This is a genomic window from Stenotrophomonas sp. 3(2025) (assembly GCF_052665395.1).
Map to the genome: position 1 here is coordinate 97917 of NZ_JBQOIF010000004.1, position 21646 is coordinate 119562.

Consider the following 21646-nt stretch of genomic DNA (forward strand, 5'->3'; position numbering starts at 1 on the left):
AGGCAAAGAAAAAGCGGGCCGAAGCCCGCTTTTTCATTCTGGCGTGTCAACCAAGGGTGACACCTACCGTCATCGACCTGCGGTCGATTACTCGGCGGTGGCGCCTTCGCCTTCCTCGACGGCCTTCATCGACAGGCGGATACGGCCCTGCTTGTCGACTTCCAGCACCTTGACCTTGACCACATCGCCTTCCTTCAGCACGTCGCCGACCTTCTCGACGCGGTCGCTGGAGATCTGCGACACGTGGACCAGGCCGTCCTTGCCCGGCAGGATGGTGACGAACGCACCGAAGTCCATGATCTTGGCGACCTTGCCTTCGTAGATGCGGCCCGGCTCGACGTCCGAGGTGATCTGCTCGATGCGGGCCTTGGCGGCCTGGGCAGCGATGGCATTGACCGACGCGATGACGATGGTGCCGTCATCCTGGATGTCGATCTGGGTGCCGGTTTCCTTGGTGATGGCCTGGATGGTCGAACCACCCTTGCCGATCACTTCGCGGATCTTGTCCGGGTGGATCTTGATGGTCAGCAGGCGCGGCGCGTAGTCCGACAGCTCCTCACGCGGGGCGGTCAGGCCGTGGGCCATTTCGCCCAGGATGTGCAGGCGGCCAGCCTTGGCCTGCTGCAGAGCCTGCTTCATGATCTCTTCGGTGATGCCTTCGATCTTGATGTCCATCTGCAGGGCGGAGATGCCCTCAGCGGTACCGGCAACCTTGAAGTCCATGTCGCCCAGGTGATCTTCGTCACCCAGGATGTCGGACAGGACGACGAAGCGATCGCCTTCCTTGACCAGGCCCATGGCGATACCCGCCACCGGAGCCTTCACCGGCACGCCGGCGTCCATCAGGGCCAGCGACGAGCCGCAGACCGACGCCATCGACGAGGAACCGTTCGACTCGGTGATTTCCGAGACGACGCGGATGGTGTACGGGAAGGATTCCAGCGACGGCATCACTGCCAGCACGCCGCGCTTGGCCAGACGGCCGTGGCCGATCTCGCGACGCTTCGGGCCCATCATGCGGCCGCACTCACCCACCGAGTAGGGGGGGAAGTTGTAATGGAACAGGAAGTTTTCCTTGTACTCACCGGAGACGGCATCGATGACCTGGCCGTCACGGGCGGTGCCCAGGGTGATGGTCACGATGGCCTGGGTCTCACCACGGGTGAACAGCGAGGAACCGTGGGTACGCGGCAGCACGCTGGTCTTCACGGCGATCGGGCGGACGGTGTCCAGCGCACGGCCGTCGATGCGGACCTTGGTGTCCAGCACCGAGTTGCGCATGGTGCTGTATTCCAGCTCGCCGAACTCCTTCGACAGCTCGGCCGGGTTCCAGCCCTCGGCGGCCACGCGGCCAGCCAGGGTCTCGAGCACGTCCTTCTTGATCGCGGAGATGGCATCGCGACGCTGCAGCTTGTCGCGCACCTGGAAGGCTTCACCCAGACGCGGGCCGATGGCTTCCTTCAGGGCGCTGATCAGCGCTTCGTTCTTGGCCGGGGCTTCCCAGGTCGACGGCTTGGTGCCGGCTTCGACGGTCAGCTCGTTGATGGCGTTGATGACCTTCTGCATCTCGCGGTGACCGAAGGTCACGGCGCCCAGCATCACTTCTTCGGACAGCAGTGCGGCTTCCGATTCCACCATCAGCACGGCGTTGGAGGTACCGGCGACGACCAGCTCCAGCTGCGAATCCTTCAGCTCGGTCACGGTCGGGTTGAGGATGTACTGGCCATCCTTGTAACCGACCTTGGCTGCGCCGATCGGGCCCATGAACGGGGTGCCGGCCAGCGACAGGGCGGCCGAAGCGCCGATCAGGGCCGGAATGTCACCGTCGATGTCCGGGTTCAGCGACATCACCGTGGCGATGATCTGGACTTCGTTCTTGTAGTCTTCCGGGAACAGCGGACGGATCGGACGGTCGATCAGACGCGAGATCAGGGTTTCCTTCTCGGTCGCGCGGCCTTCGCGCTTGAAGAAGCCACCCGGGATACGGCCACCGGCGTAGAACTTCTCCTGATAATCGACGGTCAGCGGGAAGAAGTCCTGGCCCTCACGCGCGCTCTTGGCGGCAACGGCGGAGACCAGCAGCACGGTGTCGTCGAACTTGACGATGACGGCGCCACCGGCCTGACGGGCGATTTCGCCAGTCTCAAGCGTGACGGTGTGCTTGCCGTACTGGAAGGTTTTGGTGATTTTTGCCACGGATGGTGTCCTTGGGATGCTGTCTGCGAATGGACCGCGGGCGACCCTTGCCGCCAACGGATGACCGGTCGTTCCGGTCTGAAAAAGGTATTGCGGTGCTACAAAACAAAACCGCGGCGCATCGCTGCGCCGCGGGGGATTCGTTGCTTAGCGACGCAGGCCAAGCTTCTCGATCAGGGCCTTGTAACGCTCGACGTCCTTCTTCTTCAGGTAGTCGAGCAGGCTGCGGCGGCGGTTGACCATCTGCAGCAGGCCGCGGCGGCTGTGGTGATCCTTCTTGTGGGTCTTGAAGTGGCCGGTCAGCAGTTCGATGCGGGCGGTCAGCAGTGCAACCTGGACTTCCGGAGAGCCGGTGTCAGCCGAGCTGCGCTTGTTGTCTTCAATGACCTTCTGGGTGTCGATCGACATGTCTTTTTTCTCTGTGATGCGTGGCCGGCAGGAACGCGCTTTCGCGCACCGCCTGGCTCGCCGTGAACCAACAAATGGATGAAACCCGCCTGCGGCAGGCTGCCGTAAAACGGCCGCGGAATTGTAACGGCCAGGGGCTTCTGGAACAAGGTCCGGGGCTGAACCGGGCCTCCCCGTTCAGAGGTTGAAGCGGCGCTGCGGGGCCAGCAGACCGCTGTCGTCGACCTGGCCCAGGCCCTGCACCACCGATCCAGGGCCGAACACCGCCACCAGGCCGCGCGGCCAGGAGAGGTCGCGCTGGCGCTGGCCCACGCAGAAGCGCTGGGCCTGCCCGGCGTCCAGGTCGACCCGGGGGTATTCGGACAGGCCCGCCGCCAGCGGCAGCAGCAGCGCGTCCATGGCGGCTTCGTCCTGCGCCTCCACCAGGGCCCTCAGCTGCTCCAGGGTGACCATCGCCGGTTCGTGGAACGGTTCCACCCACAGGCGCCGCAGGGCGCTGATGTGCGCGCCACAGCCCAGCGTTTCACCCAGGTCACGGGCCAGACTGCGGATATAGGTGCCCGAGCCGCAGGTGACCCGCAGCCGCAGCCGTCCGGGCTGCTGCTCCAGAATCTCGATGGCGTGAACCACCACCTGGCGCTGGGGCGCCTCGATGGCGTCTCCGCGGCGGGCCTTCACATACAGCGGCTCCCCACCCTGCTTGAGCGCGGAATAGATCGGCGCACGCTGCAGGATCTCGCCAAGCAGCGGCGCGATCGCCGCCCGCAGGGCCTCGGGGCTGATCACGGGCACCGGCCGCTCAAGCAGCACCTGGCCCTCGGCGTCGTCGGTATCGGTGGTCTGGCCCAGCACGATCTCGGCGTCGTAGGCCTTGGCCGAGCCCAGCAGCAGGCCGGCGATCTTGGTCGCCTCGCCGAAGCACAGCGGCAACAGGCCGGTAGCCAGCGGGTCGAGGCTGCCGGTGTGGCCGCCCTTCTCCGCACGGAACAGGCGACGGGCGACCTGCAGGGCTGCGTTGGAGCTCATGCCGGTCGGCTTGTCGAGCAGCAGGATGCCATCCAGGCGGCGGAACTGAATTCGGGTCATGACAGGTACGGGTAGCGCCGGGCGATGCCCGGCGAGCGCGCAGCGCGGTCTGCATCAGACATCGCGCAGCCGGAATGCGACAACGCCGGGCATGCCCGGCGTCGCGCGGTTATTCTTCGTCGCCTTCGCGACGCTTTTCGGCGGCGACGGTATCTGGCAGGTCGCGCAGCAGGTTGTCGATGCGCTCGCCACGATCGACCGAGTCGTCGTAGTGGAAATGCAGCTCCGGCACATGCCGCAGCTTCATCGCGCGGGCCAGCTCCATGCGCAGGCCCCACGCCAGTTCCTTCAGGCCCTTCACTGCCTCAACCGAACGTTCCGGCATCAGCGCGGTGACGAACACCTTGGCATGGGCCATGTCGCGGGTGATTTCCACGTCGGACACGCTCACCGAGGGCAACCCGTGTTCGCGCACGGCGTTGTGCACCAGGGTGCCGAGTTCACGGCGCAGCTGGGCGGAGACACGGTCGGTTCGATGGAAAGTCTTGGGCACGAGGGACTCTTGATTGAGGTGTCGCCCGACCAACGGTCGGGCGCTACATGTACATGGTAGGGCCCGACCGTTGGTCGGGCCACCGCACAGCATTACAGGGTGCGCGGCACTTCGATACGCTCGAAGCACTCGATCTGGTCACCCGGCTTGACGTCGTTGTAGGCCTTCACCGCGATACCGCATTCGGTACCGTTGCGGACTTCCTCGACGTTCTCCTTGAAGCGGCGCAGCGATTCCAGCTCGCCTTCGAAGATCACCACGCTGTCGCGCAGGACGCGGATCGGCTTGTTGCGCTTGACCACGCCCTCGATGACCATGCTGCCGGCGACGGCACCCAGCTTGGAGCTGCGGAAGACGTCGCGGACCTCGGCGATACCGATGATCTCTTCGCGGATCTCCACGCCCAGCAGACCGGAGGCCACCTGCTTCACCTGGTCGATCACGTCATAGATGATCGAGAAGTAACGCAGGTCCACGCCGTTGGATTCGATGATGCGACGGGCCGAAGCATCCGCACGCACGTTGAAGCCGATGACGGTGGCCTTCGAAGCGGCAGCCGAATTGGCATCCGACTCGGTGATGCCGCCTACGCCGGAGTGGATCACGTTGATGCGGATGTCGTCGTTGGACAGCGCCACCAGGGCCTGGCTCAACGCCTGCACCGAACCCTGCACGTCGGCCTTGATGACCAGGTTGAGGACCTGCTGGCCCTCGCCCTTGCCCAGGGTCGCCATGATGTCTTCCATGCGGCTGCCAGCGGTGGCGACCAGGCGCGATTCGCGACGCTTGGTCTCACGCTGCTGGGCAACGTCCTTGGCCAGACGCTCGTCGTCGACGACGACGAAGTCGTCACCGGCTTCCGGCACGCCGGACAAGCCCAGGACCTGTACCGGGATGGACGGGCCAGCGAACTCCGGCTGCTTGCCGGTTTCGTCGAACAGCGCACGCACGCGGCCGTACTGGATGCCGCACACCAGGTAATCGCCCTTCTTCAGGCGGCCCTGCTGCACCAGCACCGTCGCGATCGGGCCACGGCCCTTGTCCAGCGACGATTCGATGACCACGCCGTTGGCACGGCCGTCGTCGACCGCCTTCAGTTCCAGCAGTTCAGCCTGGACCGAAACAGCTTCCAGCAGATCGTCGATGCCCAGGCCGGTCTTGGCCGAGATCTCCACCATCTGGGTGTCGCCACCGAAGTCTTCGGCCACGACCTGCTCGGAGAGCAGTTCGTTCTTGACCCGCATCGGGTCGGCGCCGGACTTGTCGATCTTGTTGATCGCCACGATCAGCGGCACACCCGCCGAACGGGCGTGCTGGATCGCTTCCTTGGTCTGCGGCATGACGCCGTCATCGGCAGCCACAACCAGCACCACGATATCGGTCAGCTTGGCACCGCGGGCACGCATCGAGGTGAACGCGGCGTGGCCCGGGGTGTCCAGGAAGCTGATGACGCCCTTCGGCGTTTCAACGTGGTACGCACCAATGTGCTGGGTGATGCCGCCGGCTTCGCCGGTGGCGACCTTGGTGCGACGGATGTAATCCAGCAGCGAGGTCTTGCCGTGATCGACGTGACCCATGATGGTGACCACCGGCGGACGCTGCACGGCCTCGCCCTGGTTCTCACCGGCCGATGCCAGCAGCGCGTCTTCGGCGTCGTTGTCGCTGGCACGGATCGCCTTGTGACCCAGTTCTTCGGTGACCAGGGCCGCGGTGTCGTGGTCGATGGACTGGGTGATGGTGGCCATCACGCCCATCTTGAACAGCGCCTTCACCACCTCGCCGCCCTTCAGCGCGAGCTTCTGCGCCAGGTCGGCCACGGTGATGGTGTCGCCGATCGCCACTTCACGCACGACCGGTGCGGTCGGCCGCTCGAAGGCATGCGGGCCGGCGTTGCCACCGCCGCGCGACATGTCGCGACGGCCGGACGTCGGGCGGCTGCCCGGGCGACCACGGTTGTTGCTGTTGTTGCTGTTGCCACGGCGCGCGCGATCGGCGGCCGACAGATGCATCTGGCCGGCGAAGCGATCACCCGGGCCACGCTCGTTGCGTGGCGCGCTGCGGTTGTTGCGGTCGTCGCTGCGCGGCGGTGCACTGCGCGGAGCAGCCGGGGCCGCAGCAGGAGTGCGCGGCGGGCGCGGCGCGGTTTCGTCGATCGGTGCGCGCACCTTGGGCTGGCTGGCAGCCAGCGCCTCGGCAGCCTTGGCGGCAACCGCAGCTTCCTCGGCCGCCTTCTTCTCGGCCTCGGCACGCTCCTTGGCGGCGACTTCTTCCTCGCGTGCACGGACGATCGCCTCGTCACGCAGGCGATCCTTCTCGGCCAGTGCCTGCTGCTCGGCGAGGTTGCGTGCGCGCGATTCTTCCAGCTTGCGCAGGATGTCGGCACGCTCTTCGTCCGGGGTCATCGCGCGACCACCATCGGCCTTGACGTAGGTACGCTTCTGGCGCACTTCCACGTTCACGGTTGTCTTGCTGCGACCGGAATTGACCGTCACTTCCTGTTGCTTGCGACGGTTGAGGGTGATCTTCTTGGCAGACTGATCAGTCTCTTCCGGGGCCTGCTCGGGCTTGCCGTGCGAGCGACGAAGGAAGCCCAGGAGCTTCACTTTCTCGGAGCTGGTCACGACCTGGTCGGGACCGCTGAACTTCATGCCGGCACCAGCCAGCTGTTCCAGCAGTTTTTCGACCGGTGTATTGACCAGTTCAGCAAGCTTGCGGATGGTGGTTTGCTGCGACATTCGGATCCTATGATCTTGTGGGCGCCCCCCCGCATCTGGAGGTGGCGCGGATTCTACGCCCTGATCGGCTCAGGGCCCTGTTCATTGCCGGCTCATTCGCCGCGTTCCAGTCGGGCGATTTCCTCGGCACGCGCGGCCAGGATCAGCGCCGCGGCGCGCTCCTGGTCCAGCCCTTCGATGCCGAAGTCCATGACCTCGTCGGCGGCCAGGTCGGACAAGTCCTCGCTGGTACGCACGCCGTGGCCGGCCAACGCATATGCGGTGGCTTCGTCCATGCCCTTCAGGGACAGCAGGTCCTGCGCCGGCTGGCCGTCCTCCAGGCCTTCCTCGACTGCCAGGGCCTCATTGAGCAGCGCATCGCGGGCACGTGCGCGCAGCTCTTCGACGATGTCTTCGTCGAAACCTTCCACGGCCAGCAGTTCGCCGACCGGTACATATGCGATTTCCTCGACCGTGCCGAAGCCTTCGCTGACCAGGATGCCAGCGATTTCCTCGTCCACTTCCAGCTTGTCCATGAACAGCTGGCGGGCCGAAGCCTGCTCGGCTTCCGACTTGGCGGTCACCTGGTCCTGGGTCATCACGTTGAGCTGCCAGCCGGTCAGGCGGCTGGCCAGGCGCACGTTCTGGCCACCCTTGCCGATCGCCTGGGCCAAGCGGTCTTCGGCAACGGCCAGGTCCATCGAATGCTTGTCTTCATCGACGATGATCGACTGCACCTCGGCCGGCGCCATCGCATTGATGACGAAGTTGGCCGGGTTCTCGTTCCACAGGACGATATCCACGCGCTCGCCATTGAGCTCGTTGGACACGGCCTGCACGCGCGAACCACGCATGCCGATGCAGGCGCCGATCGGATCGGTGCGCTGGTCGTGGGCGAGCACGGCGATCTTGGCGCGGTCGCCCGGATCTCGGGCACAGGCCTTGATTTCCACCAGGCCCTGGCCGACTTCCGGCACTTCCAGCTTGAACAGCTCGATCATGAATTCCGGTGCGGCGCGGCTGATGAACAGCTGCGGGCCACGCGGCTCCGAACGCACTTCGGCCAGGTAGCCGCGGACGCGGTCGCCGGCACGCAGGACGTCACGCGGAATGCCCTTGTCCTTCGGAATGAAACCTTCGGCGTTGCCGCCCAGGTCGACATAGATGTTGCCGCGCTCGGCGCGCTTGACCACACCGGTGATCAGCTCACCGACGCGATCGGCCCAGGCATCGACCACCTGCTGGCGCTCGGCTTCGCGCACACGCTGCACGATCACCTGCTTGGCGGCCTGGGCGGCGATGCGACCGAAGTCGGGGTTCTCGATCTGCTCTTCGATGTAATCGCCGACATCCACGCCTTCGGCTTCGTCGATGGCGTCCATCAGGCGGATCTGGCGATCCGGCGATTCCATCACTACGTCGTCGGCCACCACTTCCCAGCGGCGGAAGGTTTCGTAGTTGCCATCCTTGTGGTCGATGACCACGCGGGTCAGCACTTCCTCGTCGGGATAGCGCTTCTTCGCTGCCGAGGCCAGGGCGGCCTCGATGGCATCGAAGATCACTTCACGCGGCACGCCCTTCTCGTTGGCGACCGCGTCCACTACCAGCAACAGTTCCTTGCTCATTGGCTCACTCCGCGCGCGGCTTCTTTGCCGCCGGCTCGTTGGAAGAAGAATTCTTGTTCGGCTTCGGACGCTTCGGCGCCGGACCGGTCGGCTTGCTCGGGGCCAGCCCCAGCGCCACCCAGTCAGGCATGATCCGCGCCTTGTCGATGTTGTCGGCCGACACCACCAGTGCGGCGTTGTCGACAATGAAGGTGATGCTGCCCTGCGCCTCATCGACCGCTTCGATGCGACCCTGCAGGCGACGACGGTTTTCCTGCGGCAGCTTCAGGGTGACCTTGGCCGATTCGCCGAGGTGACGACCGAACTGCTCCAGGTTGAACAGCGGGCGATCCACGCCCGGCGAAGACACTTCCAGCGTGTAATTGCCGCTGATCGGGTCTTCGACGTCCATCTGTGCGGACACTTCGCGGCTTACCCGCTCACAGTCGTCCACATTGATGATGCGCTCCGGCTGTTCCGCCAGCGGCACGTCGATGTAAAGGCGAAGGGTCGCACCGCCGGGGGCCGGCAGATACTCAACGCCCAGCAGCTCCAGGCCCAGCGACACAACGGTCGGGGCGAGCAGATTCGCGATGTCGGTTGCCTTGTCGCTCACAGCCTGCCTTGATCTCTTGGTTGGGTGCCGGCCGTGGCCAGCATGGAAACATGACGCCCCGAAAACGACGAAGGGCCCGCTGGGCCCCTTTTCCGGAAAGACTCCGGTGACTGGATTCCGGTTGCAGCGCGCTGAACAAGCGTGCTGCGGCCCTCCTTCCGGGTGGATCTCCGATGGGGAGTGCCGCCGTCAGGGGTACTTCTAGGCCGCTGATGATAGCCCCTGCACCGCTCTGGTGCAAGGCTGCGGCCGTCCTGGAACCGTCCGCTGCACTCGCCGGGCATGGGCGGCGCTACCGGGTGACCGCGCGATGGTGGCGCCGCGGCCATGCTCGACGGATCGGCGGAAGCCGCAAAGAAAAACGCCCTCGAAGCAGAGCTTCGAAGGCGCATTCTTTACTTGGTAGCGGGGGCAGGATTTGAACCTGCGACCTTCGGGTTATGAGCCCGACGAGCTGCCAGACTGCTCCACCCCGCACCGGAAGTGTTTGAACTGCTGCCCCACCCTGGCGAGGTAGGCTCTCCGCAACGAAGTTCTGGCTGAACCGCTGCAGTGACAACTCAGGCTGCGCATATTACACGAATCGCGCAGCTTTGTGTCAATTTTTATGCAAGATGCGCAAATGCCTGCTGGCACCAGACCATGATCGGGTTCCAGGCCAGGCCGAGCGCCAGCAGCGCCAGTGCGTTCACGCCCAGCACGACACCCAGCACGCGGTCCTTGCTGCGCGGCATGACCTCGCCCACCGGCTCATCGAAGTACATGACCTTGATGACGCGCAGGTAGTAGAAGCAGCCGACCACGGCACACAGCACGCCCAGGATCGCCAGCCACAGCAGGCCGCCATTGAGGGCAGCGCCGAGTACGGCCAGCTTGGTCCAGAAGCCGAGGAACGGCGGAATGCCTGCCAGCGACGCCATGATGCACAGCACCAGGCCGGCCATCCACGGATTGCGGGCGTTCAAGCCCTTGAAGTCCTCGATGTTCTCGGCCTCGAAACCGGCACGCGACAGCGCGATGATCGCGCCGAAGGCCGCGGTCGACATGATCGCGTAGGCCAGGGCGTAGAACAGCGCGGCCGCATAGCCCTGCGCACCGCCGCCGGCGATGCCCATCAGCAGGAAGCCGATATGCGAGACGGTGGAGAACGCCAGCATGCGCTTGAGGTTGCTCTGCGCAATGGCCATCAGGTTGCCGATCACCAGCGAGACCGCAGCCAGGCCAGCGATCAGCAGCTGCAGTTCGGTGGACAGCGGGCCCACGCCCATTTCCAGCAGGCGGTAGGCCATGCCGAAAGCGGCAAGCTTCGGCGCCGAGCTGATGAACAGCGCGACCGGCGCCGGGGCACCCTGGTACACGTCGGGCAGCCACATGTGGAACGGTGCGGCACCCAGCTTGAAGGCGACGCCGGCAATCATGAACACCGCGCCGGTGACCAGCAGCACGCGCTCTTCCGAGTGCGGGATGGCGGCCTGGATGGCATCCAGGTGCAGGCTGCCGGTGGCGCCGTAGATCAGCGACATGCCGTACAGCAGCAGGCCCGAGGCCAGCGAGCCGAGCACGATGTACTTCATCGCCGCTTCCGAGGCCAGGCCGTTGTCACGGTTGCTGGCAACCAGTGCGTAGGAGCATAGGGCCAGCAGTTCCAGGCCCAGGTACACCATCAGCAGGCTGCCGGCGGACACCAGGATCATCATGCCGGCGGTGCCGAACAGGATCAGGACCGGAATCTCGCCCTGGAACAGCTTGCGCTCGCGCAGGTAGCCCCAGCCGTAGATCAGGGTCAGGCCACTGAGCAGCACGATCCCGGTCTTCATCACGTCCGCGGCGGTATCGCGCACGAACATGCCATGGAAGACCTCCCCCTGCCCGCCCACGCCGGTGGCCAGCATGAACAGCACCACGGCCAGTGCGGCGACCGAGAACAGGTGGGTGACGATCTTGTTCCGTTCGCTGACGAACAGGTCGAGGATCATCAGGGCGAAGGCACTGCCGATCAGCACCAGCTCGGGAGCGAGCGGTGGCAGGTCAGCAGCGGTCAGTGGCAGCAGCGGCGAGGTGGTCATCATCAAATCCTGGAATTACAGCAACTTGCTGGATGCGATCTGCATCGCCAGCTTTGCGATCGAGGGCTCCATCAGGTCGGTCAGCGGCTTGGGGTAGATGCCCAGGGCCAGTACGCCAATGGCGAACACGCCCAGCACCAGCCATTCGCGGCCGTTGATGTCCTTCAGTTCGGCGACGTGGCTGTTGGCCACCTCACCGAAGAAGATGCGCTTGTACAGCCACAGGGTGTAGGCAGCACCGATGATCAGGGTGGTGGCTGCGCCCAGGGCGATCCACGGGTTCCGCTGGAACGCCGACAGGATGACCATGAATTCACCGACGAAACCGCTGGTGCCCGGCAGGCCGGCGTTGGCCATGAAGAACAGCATGGCGAACGTGGCGAACCACGGCATCACGTTGACCACGCCGCCGTAATCGGCGATGCGGCGGCTGTGCATGCGGTCGTACAGCACGCCGACGCAGGAGAACATCGCGCCGGAGACGAAGCCGTGCGAGATCATCTGCACCATCGCACCCTGCAGGCCCAGGCGGGCCGCATCGACGTTGCCGGCTTCACGCACCAGCCACAGGGCGATGAAGGTACCCAGGGTGACAAAGCCCATGTGCGCGATCGACGAATAGGCGATCAGCTTCTTCATGTCGTCCTGCACCAGGGCGACCAGGCCGACGTAGATCACTGCGATCAGCGACAGCGCGATGACCAGCCATGCCCATTCCTGCGAGGCATCAGGAACGATCGGCAGGTTGAAGCGCAGGAAGCCGTAGCCACCGATCTTCAGTGCAATGGCGGCCAGGATCACCGAACCGGCGGTCGGCGCTTCCACGTGTGCGTCCGGCAGCCAGGTATGCACCGGGAACATCGGCACCTTGACCGCGAACGCGATCAGGAAGGCGAAGAAGATCCAGGTCTGTTCCTTGCCCGACAGCTGCAGTGCGTAGAGGTCGGCCAGCTGGAAGCTGCCGCCCTTCATGTACAGGTAGATCAGCGCCACCAGCATCAGCACCGAGCCGAGGAAGGTGTACAGGAAGAACTTCAGTGCGGCGTAGATGCGACGCGGGCCACCCCAGACACCGATGATCAGGAACATCGGGATCAGCATCGCCTCGAAGAACACGTAGAACAGCATCGCGTCCGTGGCGGCGAAGATGCCGACGGTGACACCTTCCAGGATCAGGAAGGCGGCCACGTACTGGTTCACGCGCTTGTCGATCGCGCTCCAGGCGCCGATCAGGGCGAGCACGCTGACCAGCGTGGTGAGCAGGATCAGCGCTACGGCGATGCCGTCCACGCCCAGGTTGTAGCCGATGTTGTAGGTCGGGATCCAGGCGTGGGTCTCGACGAACTGCAGCGCGTCGATGCCCGGGTTGTAGCCGCCCAGCAGCGACAGACTCGCCACGAAGGTCAGCACCGCGACGCCCAGCGACGCCCAGCGGGCGGTCTGCGCATCACGGATCGCAAGGATCAGGGCACCGCCGAGGATCGGCAGCCAGATGAGGACACTGAGTAGAGGCCAGTTCGACACGTCTTCTTATTCCGTACAGGTCATCAACGCAGGTAATGCATCAGCACGCCCAGGAGGGCAATCAGGCCGATGATCATCGCGAAGGCGTAGTGATAGAGGAAACCGGATTGGGTACGGCGCAGCACGCTGGCTGCGACGTCCACAACACGTGCCGAGAGATTGACCACGCCGTCGACGATGTTGCTGTCGATCCAGCGCGAGACCTTGCCCAGCTTGACGCTGCCACCGGCAAAGCCATCGATCCACAGCTTGTCGAAGCCGTACTTGTTTTCCAGCACGGACACCACCGGGGCGAAGGTCTTGCGTGCCTTGCCCGACAGGTCCGGCTTCCACAGGTAGAACAACGCAGCCAGCAGGAAGCCTGCCAGGGTCAGCCAGAACGGCGGCAGCATCATGCCGTGCAGCGCGAACGCCACCGGACCATGGAACTCCTCGCCCAGGAAGGCCACGGTGTTCTTGGCCGGATCGTAGAAATCGACGATGCCGGTGAAGAACGTGTTGACCTGGCCCTTGATCGCCGCATGGGCGTGGTGACCGGCCCAGTCGGTGCCGTGCAGCATCGGACCGATGCTGAAGAAACCGATGGCGATCGACGGGATGGCCAGCAGGATCAGCGGCAGCGTCACCACCCACGGCGTTTCATGCGGCTCATGCGGACCGTGGCCATGGCCGTGGTCGTCATGCGCATCTTCGTGGTGGGTGTCGGCAGCATGGTGATCGTCATGGCCATGACCGTGGTCATCATGCGCGTCGCGGAAGCGTTCCTTGCCGTGGAAAGTCAGGAACAGCAGGCGGAAGCTGTAGAAGCTGGTCACCAGCACGCCACCCAGCACCGCCCAGTAGCCATAGGTGGCCACCCAGCTGTCCTGCATGTGGGCGTGGATCTCGGCGGCCTCGATGATCGTGTCCTTCGAGTAGAAGCCGGAGAAGAACGGCGTGCCGACCAGGGCCAGGGTGCCGATCCACATGGTGATGAAGGTGATCGGCATGTACTTGCGCAGGCCGCCCATCTTGCGCATGTCCTGCTCGTGGTGCATCGCGATGATGACCGAGCCGGCACCCAGGAACAGCAGCGCCTTGAAGAAGGCGTGGGTCATCAGGTGGAACACGGCGGCGGAGTACGCCGACACGCCCAGCGCCACGGTCATGTAACCCAGCTGCGACAGCGTGGAGTACGCGACGACACGCTTGATGTCGTTCTGCACGATGCCGATCAGGCCGGTGAAGAACGCGGTGGTGGCACCGATGAACAGGATGAAGTTCAACGCGGTCTGCGACAGCTCGAACAGCGGCGACATGCGGGTGACCATGAAGATACCGGCGGTCACCATCGTCGCGGCGTGGATCAGCGCGGAGATCGGGGTCGGGCCTTCCATCGAATCAGGCAGCCAGACGTGCAGCGGAACCTGGGCCGACTTGCCCATGGCACCGATGAACAGGCCGATGCAGATGACGGTGGCGATCGACCAGATCACCGGCTCGTTCAGCAGCTGCATGCCGAACATGGTGCCGTCCCAGATCTGCAGCTGGGCGCGCGGGTCGGCGAGCATGCCGGCCTGCGAGAACACCTGCGAATAGTCCAGGGTACCGAACACCCACAGCACGCCGGCGATGCCCAGCAGGAAGCCGAAGTCGCCGACGCGGTTGACCAGGAATGCCTTCATGTTGGCGAAGATCGCGGTCGGGCGCTTGAACCAGAAGCCGATCAGCAGGTACGACACCAGGCCCACCGCTTCCCAGCCGAAGAACAGCTGCAGGAAGTTGTTGCTCATCACCAGGGTGAGCATCGAGAAGGTGAACAGCGAGATGTAGCTGAAGAACCGCTGGTAGCCCGGATCGTCCTGCATGTAGCCGATCGTGTAGATGTGGACCAGCAGCGACACGAAGGTCACCACCACCATCATCATCGCGGTCAGCTTGTCGACCATGAAGCCGACGTGGGCCGAGTACTGGCCGACTTCGAAGAACGTGTACAGGTTCTCGTTGAACGGCTGCGCCCCGCCCCACAGCAGCTGGTAGAGCGTGTGCATCGACAGGCCGCAGGCAACGGCGACACCGAGGATGGTGATGGTCTGCGCACCGAAGCGCTTGACCTGGCGACCGAACAGGCCGGCGATGATGCTGCCGAACAGCGGTGCAAGCACCACTGCGATCAACAGACTCTTGGAGAGAGTGATTTCCATCTGTGGATCAGCCCTTCAACGAATCGACTTCGCCGACATTGATCGTGCGGCGTGTACGGAACAGGGTCACCAGGATCGCCAGGCCGATGGCGGCCTCGGCAGCAGCCACGGTCAGGATGAAGAACACGAACAGCTGGCCGGCCGTGTCCCCCAGTTCCCGCGAGAACCCGACGAAATTGATGTTGACCGACAGCAGCATCAACTCGATGGACATCAGCAGGACGATGATGTTCTTGCGGTTGAGGAAGATGCCGGCGAGGCTGATGCAGAACAGCACCGCGCCCAGCGCCAGGATGTGGCCCAGAGTGATCGAGATCATGCCTTGGTCTCCTCGTCGCCCGCGGCCGGCGTGCTGTTGCTGTGGATCTGCGGCTGTTCGGCGTCCATCTTGACCATGCGCAGGCGGTCGTGTGCCTTGACCATGGTCTGCTGCGACGGGTTCTGCGTCTTCAGGCCTTCACGACGGCGCAGGGTCAGCATCACCGCGGCGACCACGGCCACGGTCAGGATGACGGCGGCGAACTCGAACGGCAGCAGGTATTCGGTGAACAGGCTGCGTGCCAGCCAGGTGACATTGGAACTGTCGGCGGCCATCGCGGCGGCATTGTCGGCCGGGAACGGGTTGACCGTCCTGCCCTTCACGCCGATCAGGATCAGCATCTGCACCAACATCGCCACGGCGACGATCAGGCCGACCGGCAGGTAGCGCACCCAGCCTTCACGCAGCTTGTCCGGATCGATGTCGAGCATCATCACCACGAACAGGAACAACACCATCACCGCACCCACGTAGACCAGCACCAGGGCCACGCCGAGGAACTCGGCGCCGACCAGCAGCCACACGCAGGCGATGGAGAAGAAGGTCAGCACCAGGCACAGGACGGCGTGCACGGGGTTGCGCACGCTGATCACCGCACCGGCCGAAACCGTTGCCGCGATGGCGAAGACCCAGAAAGCGATATTTACCCAATCCATCTCTCGACCTCAGCGGTAAGCGGCATCGGCGGCACGACGCTCGGCGATCTCGGATTCGAGACGGTCGCCCAGGGCCAGCAGCTGCGGCTTGGTAACGATGTTTTCGCCACGATTCTCGAAGTGGTACTCGAGGATGTGGGTCTCGACGATCGAGTCCACCGGGCAGCTTTCCTCACAGAAGCCGCAGAAGATGCACTTGAACAGATCGATGTCGTAGCGCGTGGTACGGCGGGTGCCGTCCTCGCGCTTGGCCGAATCGATGGTGATGGCCAATGCCGGGCACACCGCTTCGCACAGCTTGCAGGCGATGCAGCGCTCTTCACCGTTGGGATAACGACGCAGGGCGTGCAGGCCGCGGAAGCGCGGCGACTGCGGGAACTTTTCCATCGGGTACATCATCGTGTACTTCGGCTTGAAGCTGTACTTCAGCGTCAGCCAGAGACCGGCCAGCAGTTCGAGCAGCAGCAGGCTCTTGAAGTAATGGGTAATCCTGTTCATCACTTAGACGCCCTTTTGAATCACGCCGAAGAACACCATGACGGCGGTAACCGCGATCCAGAGAATGGTCAGCGGGATGAAGACCTTCCAGCCCAGGCGCATGATCTGGTCATAGCGGAAGCGCGGGAAGCTTGCACGGAACCAGATGTAGGCACTGGCGAAGAAGAAGACCTTGACGAACAGCCACGGCCAGCCGCCCTTCCAGATCCAGTCGATGAACGGCGAGATCTCGCCCGGGTTGACCCAGCCCTGGATCGGGCTCAGCCAGCCGCCGAGGAAGAAGATCGAGATCAGGAAGCTGATCAGGATCATGTTCGCGTATTCGGCCAGGAAGAACAGGGCGAACGCACCGCCGGAATACTCGACCATGTGGCCGGCGACGATTTCCGACTCGCCTTCCACCACGTCGAACGGCGCGCGGTTGGTCTCGGCAACGCCGGACACCCAGTACACGATGAACAGCGGGAACAGCGGCAGCAGGAACCAGTCGAAGAAACCGGAGTTGCCGGCCTGGGCCATCACGATGTTGCTGAGATTGAGGCTGCCCGAAGCGATCATCACGCCGACCAGGGCGAAACCCATCGCGATTTCGTAGCTGATCATCTGCGCCGAGGCGCGCATGGCACCCAGGAACGCATACTTCGAGTTGGACGCCCAACCGGCGAGGATGATGCCGTAGATGCCCAACGAGGTCATCGCCAGCAGGTACAGCAGGCCGGCGTTGGCGTTGGACAGCACCAGCTGCGAATCGAAGGGCACCACCGCCCAGGCCGCAAAGGCCGGGGCAAGGGTGATCAGCGGTGCCAGCAGGTAGATCGCCTTGTTGGCGCTGCTCGGCTGGACCACTTCCTTGAACAGCAGCTTGAAGACGTCGGCGAAGGCCTGGAAGATGCCCATGCCCACGTACATCGGGCCGTGGCGGACGTGCATCCAGCCGATCAGCTTGCGTTCCCAGACCACGTAGAAGGCCACCGAGACGATCACCGGAACGGTGATCACCAGGATCTTCAGGATGATCCAGATCAGCGCGCCGATGTCACCCAGGCCAAGCAGCCACTGGTGCAGCGGATCGACCGCGTTAATCAGCAATTCGTTCATGCAGCCACCACCGAAACACGAGCGGCACCCAGCGGCGCGGTTGCGCCGTGGCCCGATTCAATCCAGACCGAACCCGCAGCGACGCGGGCGTCGACCACCACCGGCAGGGTGGCCTTGCCGGCATCGGTGCCGACCTTGGCCATCTGCCCTTCCTGCAGCTGCAGGCGGGCGGCATCGTCAGCGTTGAGCACGATGCGCGGGGCGTTGTTGAGCGGATGCGACTGCAGCGCCGGGGCGCGACGGACCACCGCATCGGTGCGGTAGATCGCAGCGGTCGAGGCCACTTCCATGCCCTCGCCCGCCAGCACCGGCTGTGCCGAAGCGGACACCTGCACGGCCACCGGTGCCAGGCTGGCGCGCAGGCCGGCCAGGTCGATGAATTCGAAACCGGCCACGGCCAGCTCACCGCCGAGCGCACGCAGAACGCGCCAGCCCTCGCGGGCTTCGCCCGGCAGCTTGCCGCCGGCACGCGCCGACTGCTCGCGACCATCGAGGTTGGTCAGGGTGGCGTCGATTTCCGGCAGCGCACCGATCGGCAGGATCACGTCGGCAACGTCGCGGGTCGAGGCGCAGGCGAACTGGCTGAAGGCCACCACCTGTGCGCCGACCAGCGCCTTGCGCGCGGCCGGAGCATCGGCGAAGTCCAGGCCCGGTTCCAGGCCATAGACCACGTAGGCCTTGCGCGGATCGGCCAGCATCGCAGCGACGTCCTTGCCGGCCGGCAGCACGCCGGCGCGGGTCAGGCCGATCGCATTGGCACCCTGCGGGATGCGGCACAGCTTGGCACCGGTGGCGGCGGCGAAATCACGCGCAGCGGCGCGGATCGCGGCAGCCTGCGGATGGTTCTCGGCGATGCCACCGACGATCAGCACCGTATTGGTACCGCCCTGCACCGCCGAACGCAGCTCGGCGTTGGCCAGCGCATCGGCGAACTTCGACGGAGCCACGATCTGCTTGCCGGCAACGCTGAACGCGAAGTCGAAGTCGACCGGGTTGACCACGTGGATCTTCGCGCCGTTCTGGGTCTGCGCCTTGCGCAGGCGGGCGTGCAGCAACGGCAGCTCGTGGCGGATGTTGCTGCCGAGCACGACGATGCGGTCCGCGCCTTCGATCTCGGCCAGCGGCAGGCCGAACACTTCGGCAGTGGCGGCGTCGGAGAAGTCGCGGTTGTTGATGCGGTGGTCGATGTTGGCCGAACCCAGGCCGGTGGCCAGGCGGGCCAGCAGTGCGCCCTCTTCGTTCGACGTCGACGGGTGCACCAGCACGCCCAGGTTGTCGCCCTGGTTGGCCTTGAGGATCCCGGCGGCCGCGGCCAGGCCTTCAGCCCAGCTCACTTCCTTCCACTCGCCATTGACCTTGCGCAGCGGCTTGACCGCACGGTCTTCGCTGTACAGGCCCTGGTGCGAATAACGGTCACGATCGGACAGCCAGCACTCGTTGACCGCCTCGTTGTCGCGCGGCACGGTACGCAGCACTTCGCCGCGACGCACGTGCAGGAACAGGTTCGAGCCCATCGCGTCGTGGTAGCCCAGCGATTCGCGCGCGGTCAGTTCCCACGGACGGGCGCGGAACTGGAACACCTTGTTGGTCAGCGCCCCGACCGGGCACACGTCGACGACGTTGCCCGAAAGCTCGGTGGTCAGCGGCTTGCCGTCGTAGGTGCCGATCTGCAGGTTCTCACCGCGGTACATGCCACCCAGTTCATAGGTACCGGCAACGTCGGCGGTGAAGCGGACGCAACGGGTGCACTGGATGCAGCGGGTCATCTCGGTGGCGACCAGCGGGCCCATGTCCTCGTCGGCCACCACGCGCTTGCGCTCGTTGAAGCGGCTGACCGAACGACCGTAGCCCAGCGACACGTCCTGCAGTTCGCACTCGCCGCCCTGATCGCAGATCGGGCAATCCAGCGGGTGGTTGATCAGCAGGAACTCCATCACCGAGCGCTGGAACTTCAGCGCCTTTTCACTGCGGGTGGCGACCTTCATGCCTTCCATCACCGGCGTGGCGCAGGCCGGTGCCGGCTTCGGCGACTTTTCCACATCCACCAGGCACATGCGGCAGTTGGCAGCGATCGGCAGCTTCTCGTGGTAGCAGAAGCGCGGAATCGAAATGCCCGCCTTGTCGGCGGCCTGGATGATCATCGAACCCTTGGGCACGACCAGTGACCTGCCATCGATCTCGATGGTGACGTGGTCCGGTGGCACGCTGGGATTTATGGGTTGCGCGCTCATGCAGCGGCTGCCTCCACCTTCTTGCCGTCAACCATCGAATGACCGTTGACGATGTAGTACTCGAATTCGTCCCAGAACTGGCGCAGGAAGCCCTGGATGGGCCATGCCGCCGCTTCGCCGAACGCACAGATGGTATGGCCTTCGATCTGGCCGGCCACAGTCTTCAACTGGTGCAGGTCTTCCATGGTGGCCTTGCCAGCGACGATGCGCTCCAGCACGCGGTGCATCCAGCCGGTACCTTCGCGGCACGGGGTGCACTGGCCACAGGATTCCTTGTGGAAGAACTGGCTGATGCGGCAGGCGAACTTGACGCAGCAGACGCTGTCATCCAGGACCACGACCGCACCGGAGCCCAGGCCGGAGCCCAGCGCACGGATGGTGTCGTAGTCCATCGGCAGGCCCTTCAGTTCGGCCGCGGTCAGCACCGGCATGGACACGCCGCCCGGGATCGCGCCCTTCAGCTTGCGACCCGGCTTGAGGCCGCCGGCCATTTCCAGCAGGTCGTCGAAGGTGGTGCCCAGCGGCACTTCGAAATTGCCGCCCTTCTGCACGCAGCCGGACACCGAGAAGCACTTCGGGCCGCCATTGGCGGTCAGGCTCAGGCCCTTGAACCACTCCGGACCATTGCGGATGATCGCCGGCACCGAACCGTAGGTTTCGGTGTTGTTGATCGTCGACGGCTTGCCATACAGGCCGAAATTGGCCGGGAACGGCGGCTTGTAGCGCGGCTGGCCCTTCTTGCCTTCCAGCGATTCCATCAGCGCGGTTTCTTCGCCGCAGATGTAGGCGCCGGCACCCAGGGCGCCGTAGATGTCGATATCCACGCCCGAACCCAGCACGTTCTTGCCCAGCCAGCCGTTTGCATAGGCATCGGCCAGGGCCTGCTCGAAGTGCTCGAACGGCTCGTGGTGGAATTCACCGCGCAGGTAGTTGTAGCCCACGGTCGAACCGGTGGCGTAGCAGGCAATCGCCATGCCTTCGACCACCGAATGCGGGTTGTAGCGCAGGATGTCGCGATCCTTGCAGGTGCCCGGCTCGGATTCATCCGAGTTGCAGAGGATGTACTTCTGCACGTTGCCCTTGGGCATGAAGGACCACTTCAGGCCGGTCGGGAAACCTGCGCCGCCGCGGCCGCGCAGGCCCGAGGCCTTGACCATCTCGATGACCTGCTCCGGCGGGATCTTCTCTTCGAGGATCTTGCGCAGGGCAGCGTAGCCACCGGTCTTCAGATAGCTTTCGTACGACCACGGGGTGTCGTAATGCAGGGTGGTGTAGACCACCTGGTGCGGCAGCGGCGCGGGGCCGACCGGACCCTTGGATTCGTGGTGATGTGCCATGCCCTTACTCCAGCCCGTCCAGAAGCTCGTCGACCTTTTCCAGGGTCAGACGCTCATGGTAGTGACCATTGATGACCATCATCGGTGCACCCGCGCAGCCGGCCAGGCACTCTTCCTCGCGCTTGAGGTAGACGCGGCCGTCAGCGGTCGACTGACCGTTCTTGATGCCCAGCTTCTTCTCGCAGTGGCGCACGATGTCTTCGGCGCCATTGAGCCAGCAGCTGATGTTCGTGCAGATGGCCACGTTGTTGCGGCCCACCTTCTCGGTCTCGAACATCGAGTAGAAGCTGGCAACCTCGTAGGCCCACACCGGCGGCAGGTCCAGGTACTTGGCCACGCCGGCGATCAGCTCGTCGGTCAGCCAGCCCTGGTTCTGCTCCTGGGCAGCATGCAGACCCTGCAACACGGCAGAGCGCTTGCGGTCCGGCGGGAACTTGGACAGCCAGTGATCGATGTGAGCGCGGGTTTTGTCGCTCAACACCACCATCGGGTCGACGTCGCGCGCCGCCTCGAAATTACCTGTCGCCTTCATCGGCCGACCTCAGCGAAATGCATAACGTGAAATTGCAGAAACTGCGGCGCCGGCTTGCGCCGGCTACCTGCAGCGGGCGTTGGCG

17 protein-coding genes and 1 tRNA gene are annotated in these 21646 nt (G+C 64.6%); all 18 read right to left on the reverse strand.

Annotated features, from left to right (window positions below):
- Nucleotides 1–87: 87 nt before the first annotated feature.
- Nucleotides 88–2196 (reverse strand): polyribonucleotide nucleotidyltransferase, encoded by a 2109-nt coding sequence (pnp, locus tag ACUXVE_RS04670; RefSeq protein ID WP_093820588.1) that lies wholly within the window; start codon nt 2194–2196, stop codon nt 88–90.
- Between the two features lie 147 nt (nt 2197–2343).
- Nucleotides 2344–2604 carry a 30S ribosomal protein S15 gene (gene rpsO / locus ACUXVE_RS04675; RefSeq protein WP_005410445.1) on the reverse strand — a complete coding sequence of 87 codons (261 nt, stop codon included), beginning with the start codon at nt 2602–2604 and terminating at the stop codon, nt 2344–2346.
- A gap of 177 nt (nt 2605–2781) precedes the next feature.
- Nucleotides 2782–3690, reverse strand: a complete 909-nt coding sequence (gene truB, locus ACUXVE_RS04680; protein WP_445513913.1) for a tRNA pseudouridine(55) synthase TruB — start codon at nt 3688–3690, stop codon at nt 2782–2784.
- 109 nt (nt 3691–3799) lie between these two features.
- Nucleotides 3800–4183 carry a 30S ribosome-binding factor RbfA gene (gene rbfA / locus ACUXVE_RS04685; RefSeq protein ID WP_025876229.1) on the reverse strand — a complete coding sequence of 128 codons (384 nt, stop codon included), beginning with the start codon at nt 4181–4183 and terminating at the stop codon, nt 3800–3802.
- Nucleotides 4184–4275: 92 nt separating this feature from the next.
- Complete coding sequence (gene infB / locus ACUXVE_RS04690) at nt 4276–6918, reverse strand: translation initiation factor IF-2 (protein ID WP_093820592.1); 2643 nt, start codon at nt 6916–6918, stop codon at nt 4276–4278.
- A gap of 92 nt (nt 6919–7010) precedes the next feature.
- A complete protein-coding gene (gene nusA / locus ACUXVE_RS04695; RefSeq protein WP_093820594.1) occupies nt 7011–8522 on the reverse strand; it encodes a transcription termination factor NusA in 1512 nt (503 codons plus the stop codon).
- A gap of 4 nt (nt 8523–8526) precedes the next feature.
- Nucleotides 8527–9117 carry a ribosome maturation factor RimP gene (gene rimP, locus ACUXVE_RS04700; RefSeq protein ID WP_093820596.1) on the reverse strand — a complete coding sequence of 197 codons (591 nt, stop codon included), beginning with the start codon at nt 9115–9117 and terminating at the stop codon, nt 8527–8529.
- Nucleotides 9118–9517: 400 nt separating this feature from the next.
- Nucleotides 9518–9594: transfer RNA gene (locus ACUXVE_RS04705), tRNA-Met, on the reverse strand.
- 128 nt (nt 9595–9722) lie between these two features.
- Complete coding sequence (gene nuoN, locus ACUXVE_RS04710) at nt 9723–11183, reverse strand: NADH-quinone oxidoreductase subunit NuoN (protein WP_445513914.1); 1461 nt, start codon at nt 11181–11183, stop codon at nt 9723–9725.
- Between the two features lie 15 nt (nt 11184–11198).
- A complete protein-coding gene (locus ACUXVE_RS04715; RefSeq protein WP_025876221.1) occupies nt 11199–12707 on the reverse strand; it encodes an NADH-quinone oxidoreductase subunit M in 1509 nt (502 codons plus the stop codon).
- A gap of 23 nt (nt 12708–12730) precedes the next feature.
- On the reverse strand, nt 12731–14890 hold the full coding sequence (gene nuoL / locus ACUXVE_RS04720) for an NADH-quinone oxidoreductase subunit L (RefSeq protein WP_445513915.1): 2160 nt from the start codon (nt 14888–14890) through the stop codon (nt 12731–12733).
- A 7-nt stretch (nt 14891–14897) separates the two neighbouring features.
- Nucleotides 14898–15209, reverse strand: a complete 312-nt coding sequence (gene nuoK / locus ACUXVE_RS04725) for an NADH-quinone oxidoreductase subunit NuoK (protein WP_032951897.1) — start codon at nt 15207–15209, stop codon at nt 14898–14900.
- The gene (locus tag ACUXVE_RS04730; RefSeq protein ID WP_222388670.1) at nt 15206–15865 is read right to left on the reverse strand and encodes an NADH-quinone oxidoreductase subunit J; all 660 of its coding nucleotides are present in this window, start codon (nt 15863–15865) and stop codon (nt 15206–15208) included. Before ACUXVE_RS04730 ends, nuoK begins: the two co-directional genes overlap by 4 nt.
- A gap of 9 nt (nt 15866–15874) precedes the next feature.
- Nucleotides 15875–16363, reverse strand: coding sequence for an NADH-quinone oxidoreductase subunit NuoI (gene nuoI / locus ACUXVE_RS04735; RefSeq protein WP_005417924.1), 489 nt, complete (start codon nt 16361–16363; stop codon nt 15875–15877).
- Nucleotides 16364–16366: 3 nt separating this feature from the next.
- The gene (nuoH, locus tag ACUXVE_RS04740) at nt 16367–17461 is read right to left on the reverse strand and encodes an NADH-quinone oxidoreductase subunit NuoH (RefSeq protein WP_080148362.1); all 1095 of its coding nucleotides are present in this window, start codon (nt 17459–17461) and stop codon (nt 16367–16369) included.
- Nucleotides 17458–19692 (reverse strand): NADH-quinone oxidoreductase subunit NuoG, encoded by a 2235-nt coding sequence (gene nuoG, locus ACUXVE_RS04745; RefSeq protein WP_445513916.1) that lies wholly within the window; start codon nt 19690–19692, stop codon nt 17458–17460. Before nuoG ends, nuoH begins: the two co-directional genes overlap by 4 nt.
- Entirely contained in the window at nt 19689–21029 is a 1341-nt protein-coding gene (nuoF, locus tag ACUXVE_RS04750; protein WP_025876206.1) for an NADH-quinone oxidoreductase subunit NuoF, read from the reverse strand. Before nuoF ends, nuoG begins: the two co-directional genes overlap by 4 nt.
- A 4-nt stretch (nt 21030–21033) precedes the next feature.
- Complete coding sequence (nuoE, locus tag ACUXVE_RS04755; protein WP_025876204.1) at nt 21034–21561, reverse strand: NADH-quinone oxidoreductase subunit NuoE; 528 nt, start codon at nt 21559–21561, stop codon at nt 21034–21036.
- Nucleotides 21562–21646: the final 85 nt, after the last annotated feature.

Excerpts from the sequence above, each read along its gene's own strand:
- ACUXVE_RS04730 (WP_222388670.1), bottom strand. The coding sequence starts at position 15,865 with ATGGATTGGGTAAATATCGCTTTCTGGGTCTTCGCCATCGCGGCAACG.
- infB (WP_093820592.1), bottom strand. The coding sequence starts at position 6,918 with ATGTCGCAGCAAACCACCATCCGCAAGCTTGCTGAACTGGTCAATACA.
- nuoH (WP_080148362.1), bottom strand. The coding sequence starts at position 17,461 with ATGAACGAATTGCTGATTAACGCGGTCGATCCGCTGCACCAGTGGCTG.
- rpsO (WP_005410445.1), bottom strand. The coding sequence starts at position 2,604 with ATGTCGATCGACACCCAGAAGGTCATTGAAGACAACAAGCGCAGCTCG.
- nuoK (WP_032951897.1), bottom strand. The coding sequence starts at position 15,209 with ATGATCTCGATCACTCTGGGCCACATCCTGGCGCTGGGCGCGGTGCTG.
- nuoE (WP_025876204.1), bottom strand. The coding sequence starts at position 21,561 with ATGAAGGCGACAGGTAATTTCGAGGCGGCGCGCGACGTCGACCCGATG.
- nuoN (WP_445513914.1), bottom strand. The coding sequence starts at position 11,183 with ATGACCACCTCGCCGCTGCTGCCACTGACCGCTGCTGACCTGCCACCG.
- nuoL (WP_445513915.1), bottom strand. The coding sequence starts at position 14,890 with ATGGAAATCACTCTCTCCAAGAGTCTGTTGATCGCAGTGGTGCTTGCA.
- nusA (WP_093820594.1), bottom strand. The coding sequence starts at position 8,522 with ATGAGCAAGGAACTGTTGCTGGTAGTGGACGCGGTCGCCAACGAGAAG.
- nuoG (WP_445513916.1), bottom strand. The coding sequence starts at position 19,692 with ATGAGCGCGCAACCCATAAATCCCAGCGTGCCACCGGACCACGTCACC.
- nuoF (WP_025876206.1), bottom strand. The coding sequence starts at position 21,029 with ATGGCACATCACCACGAATCCAAGGGTCCGGTCGGCCCCGCGCCGCTG.
- truB (WP_445513913.1), bottom strand. The coding sequence starts at position 3,690 with ATGACCCGAATTCAGTTCCGCCGCCTGGATGGCATCCTGCTGCTCGAC.
- nuoI (WP_005417924.1), bottom strand. The coding sequence starts at position 16,363 with ATGAACAGGATTACCCATTACTTCAAGAGCCTGCTGCTGCTCGAACTG.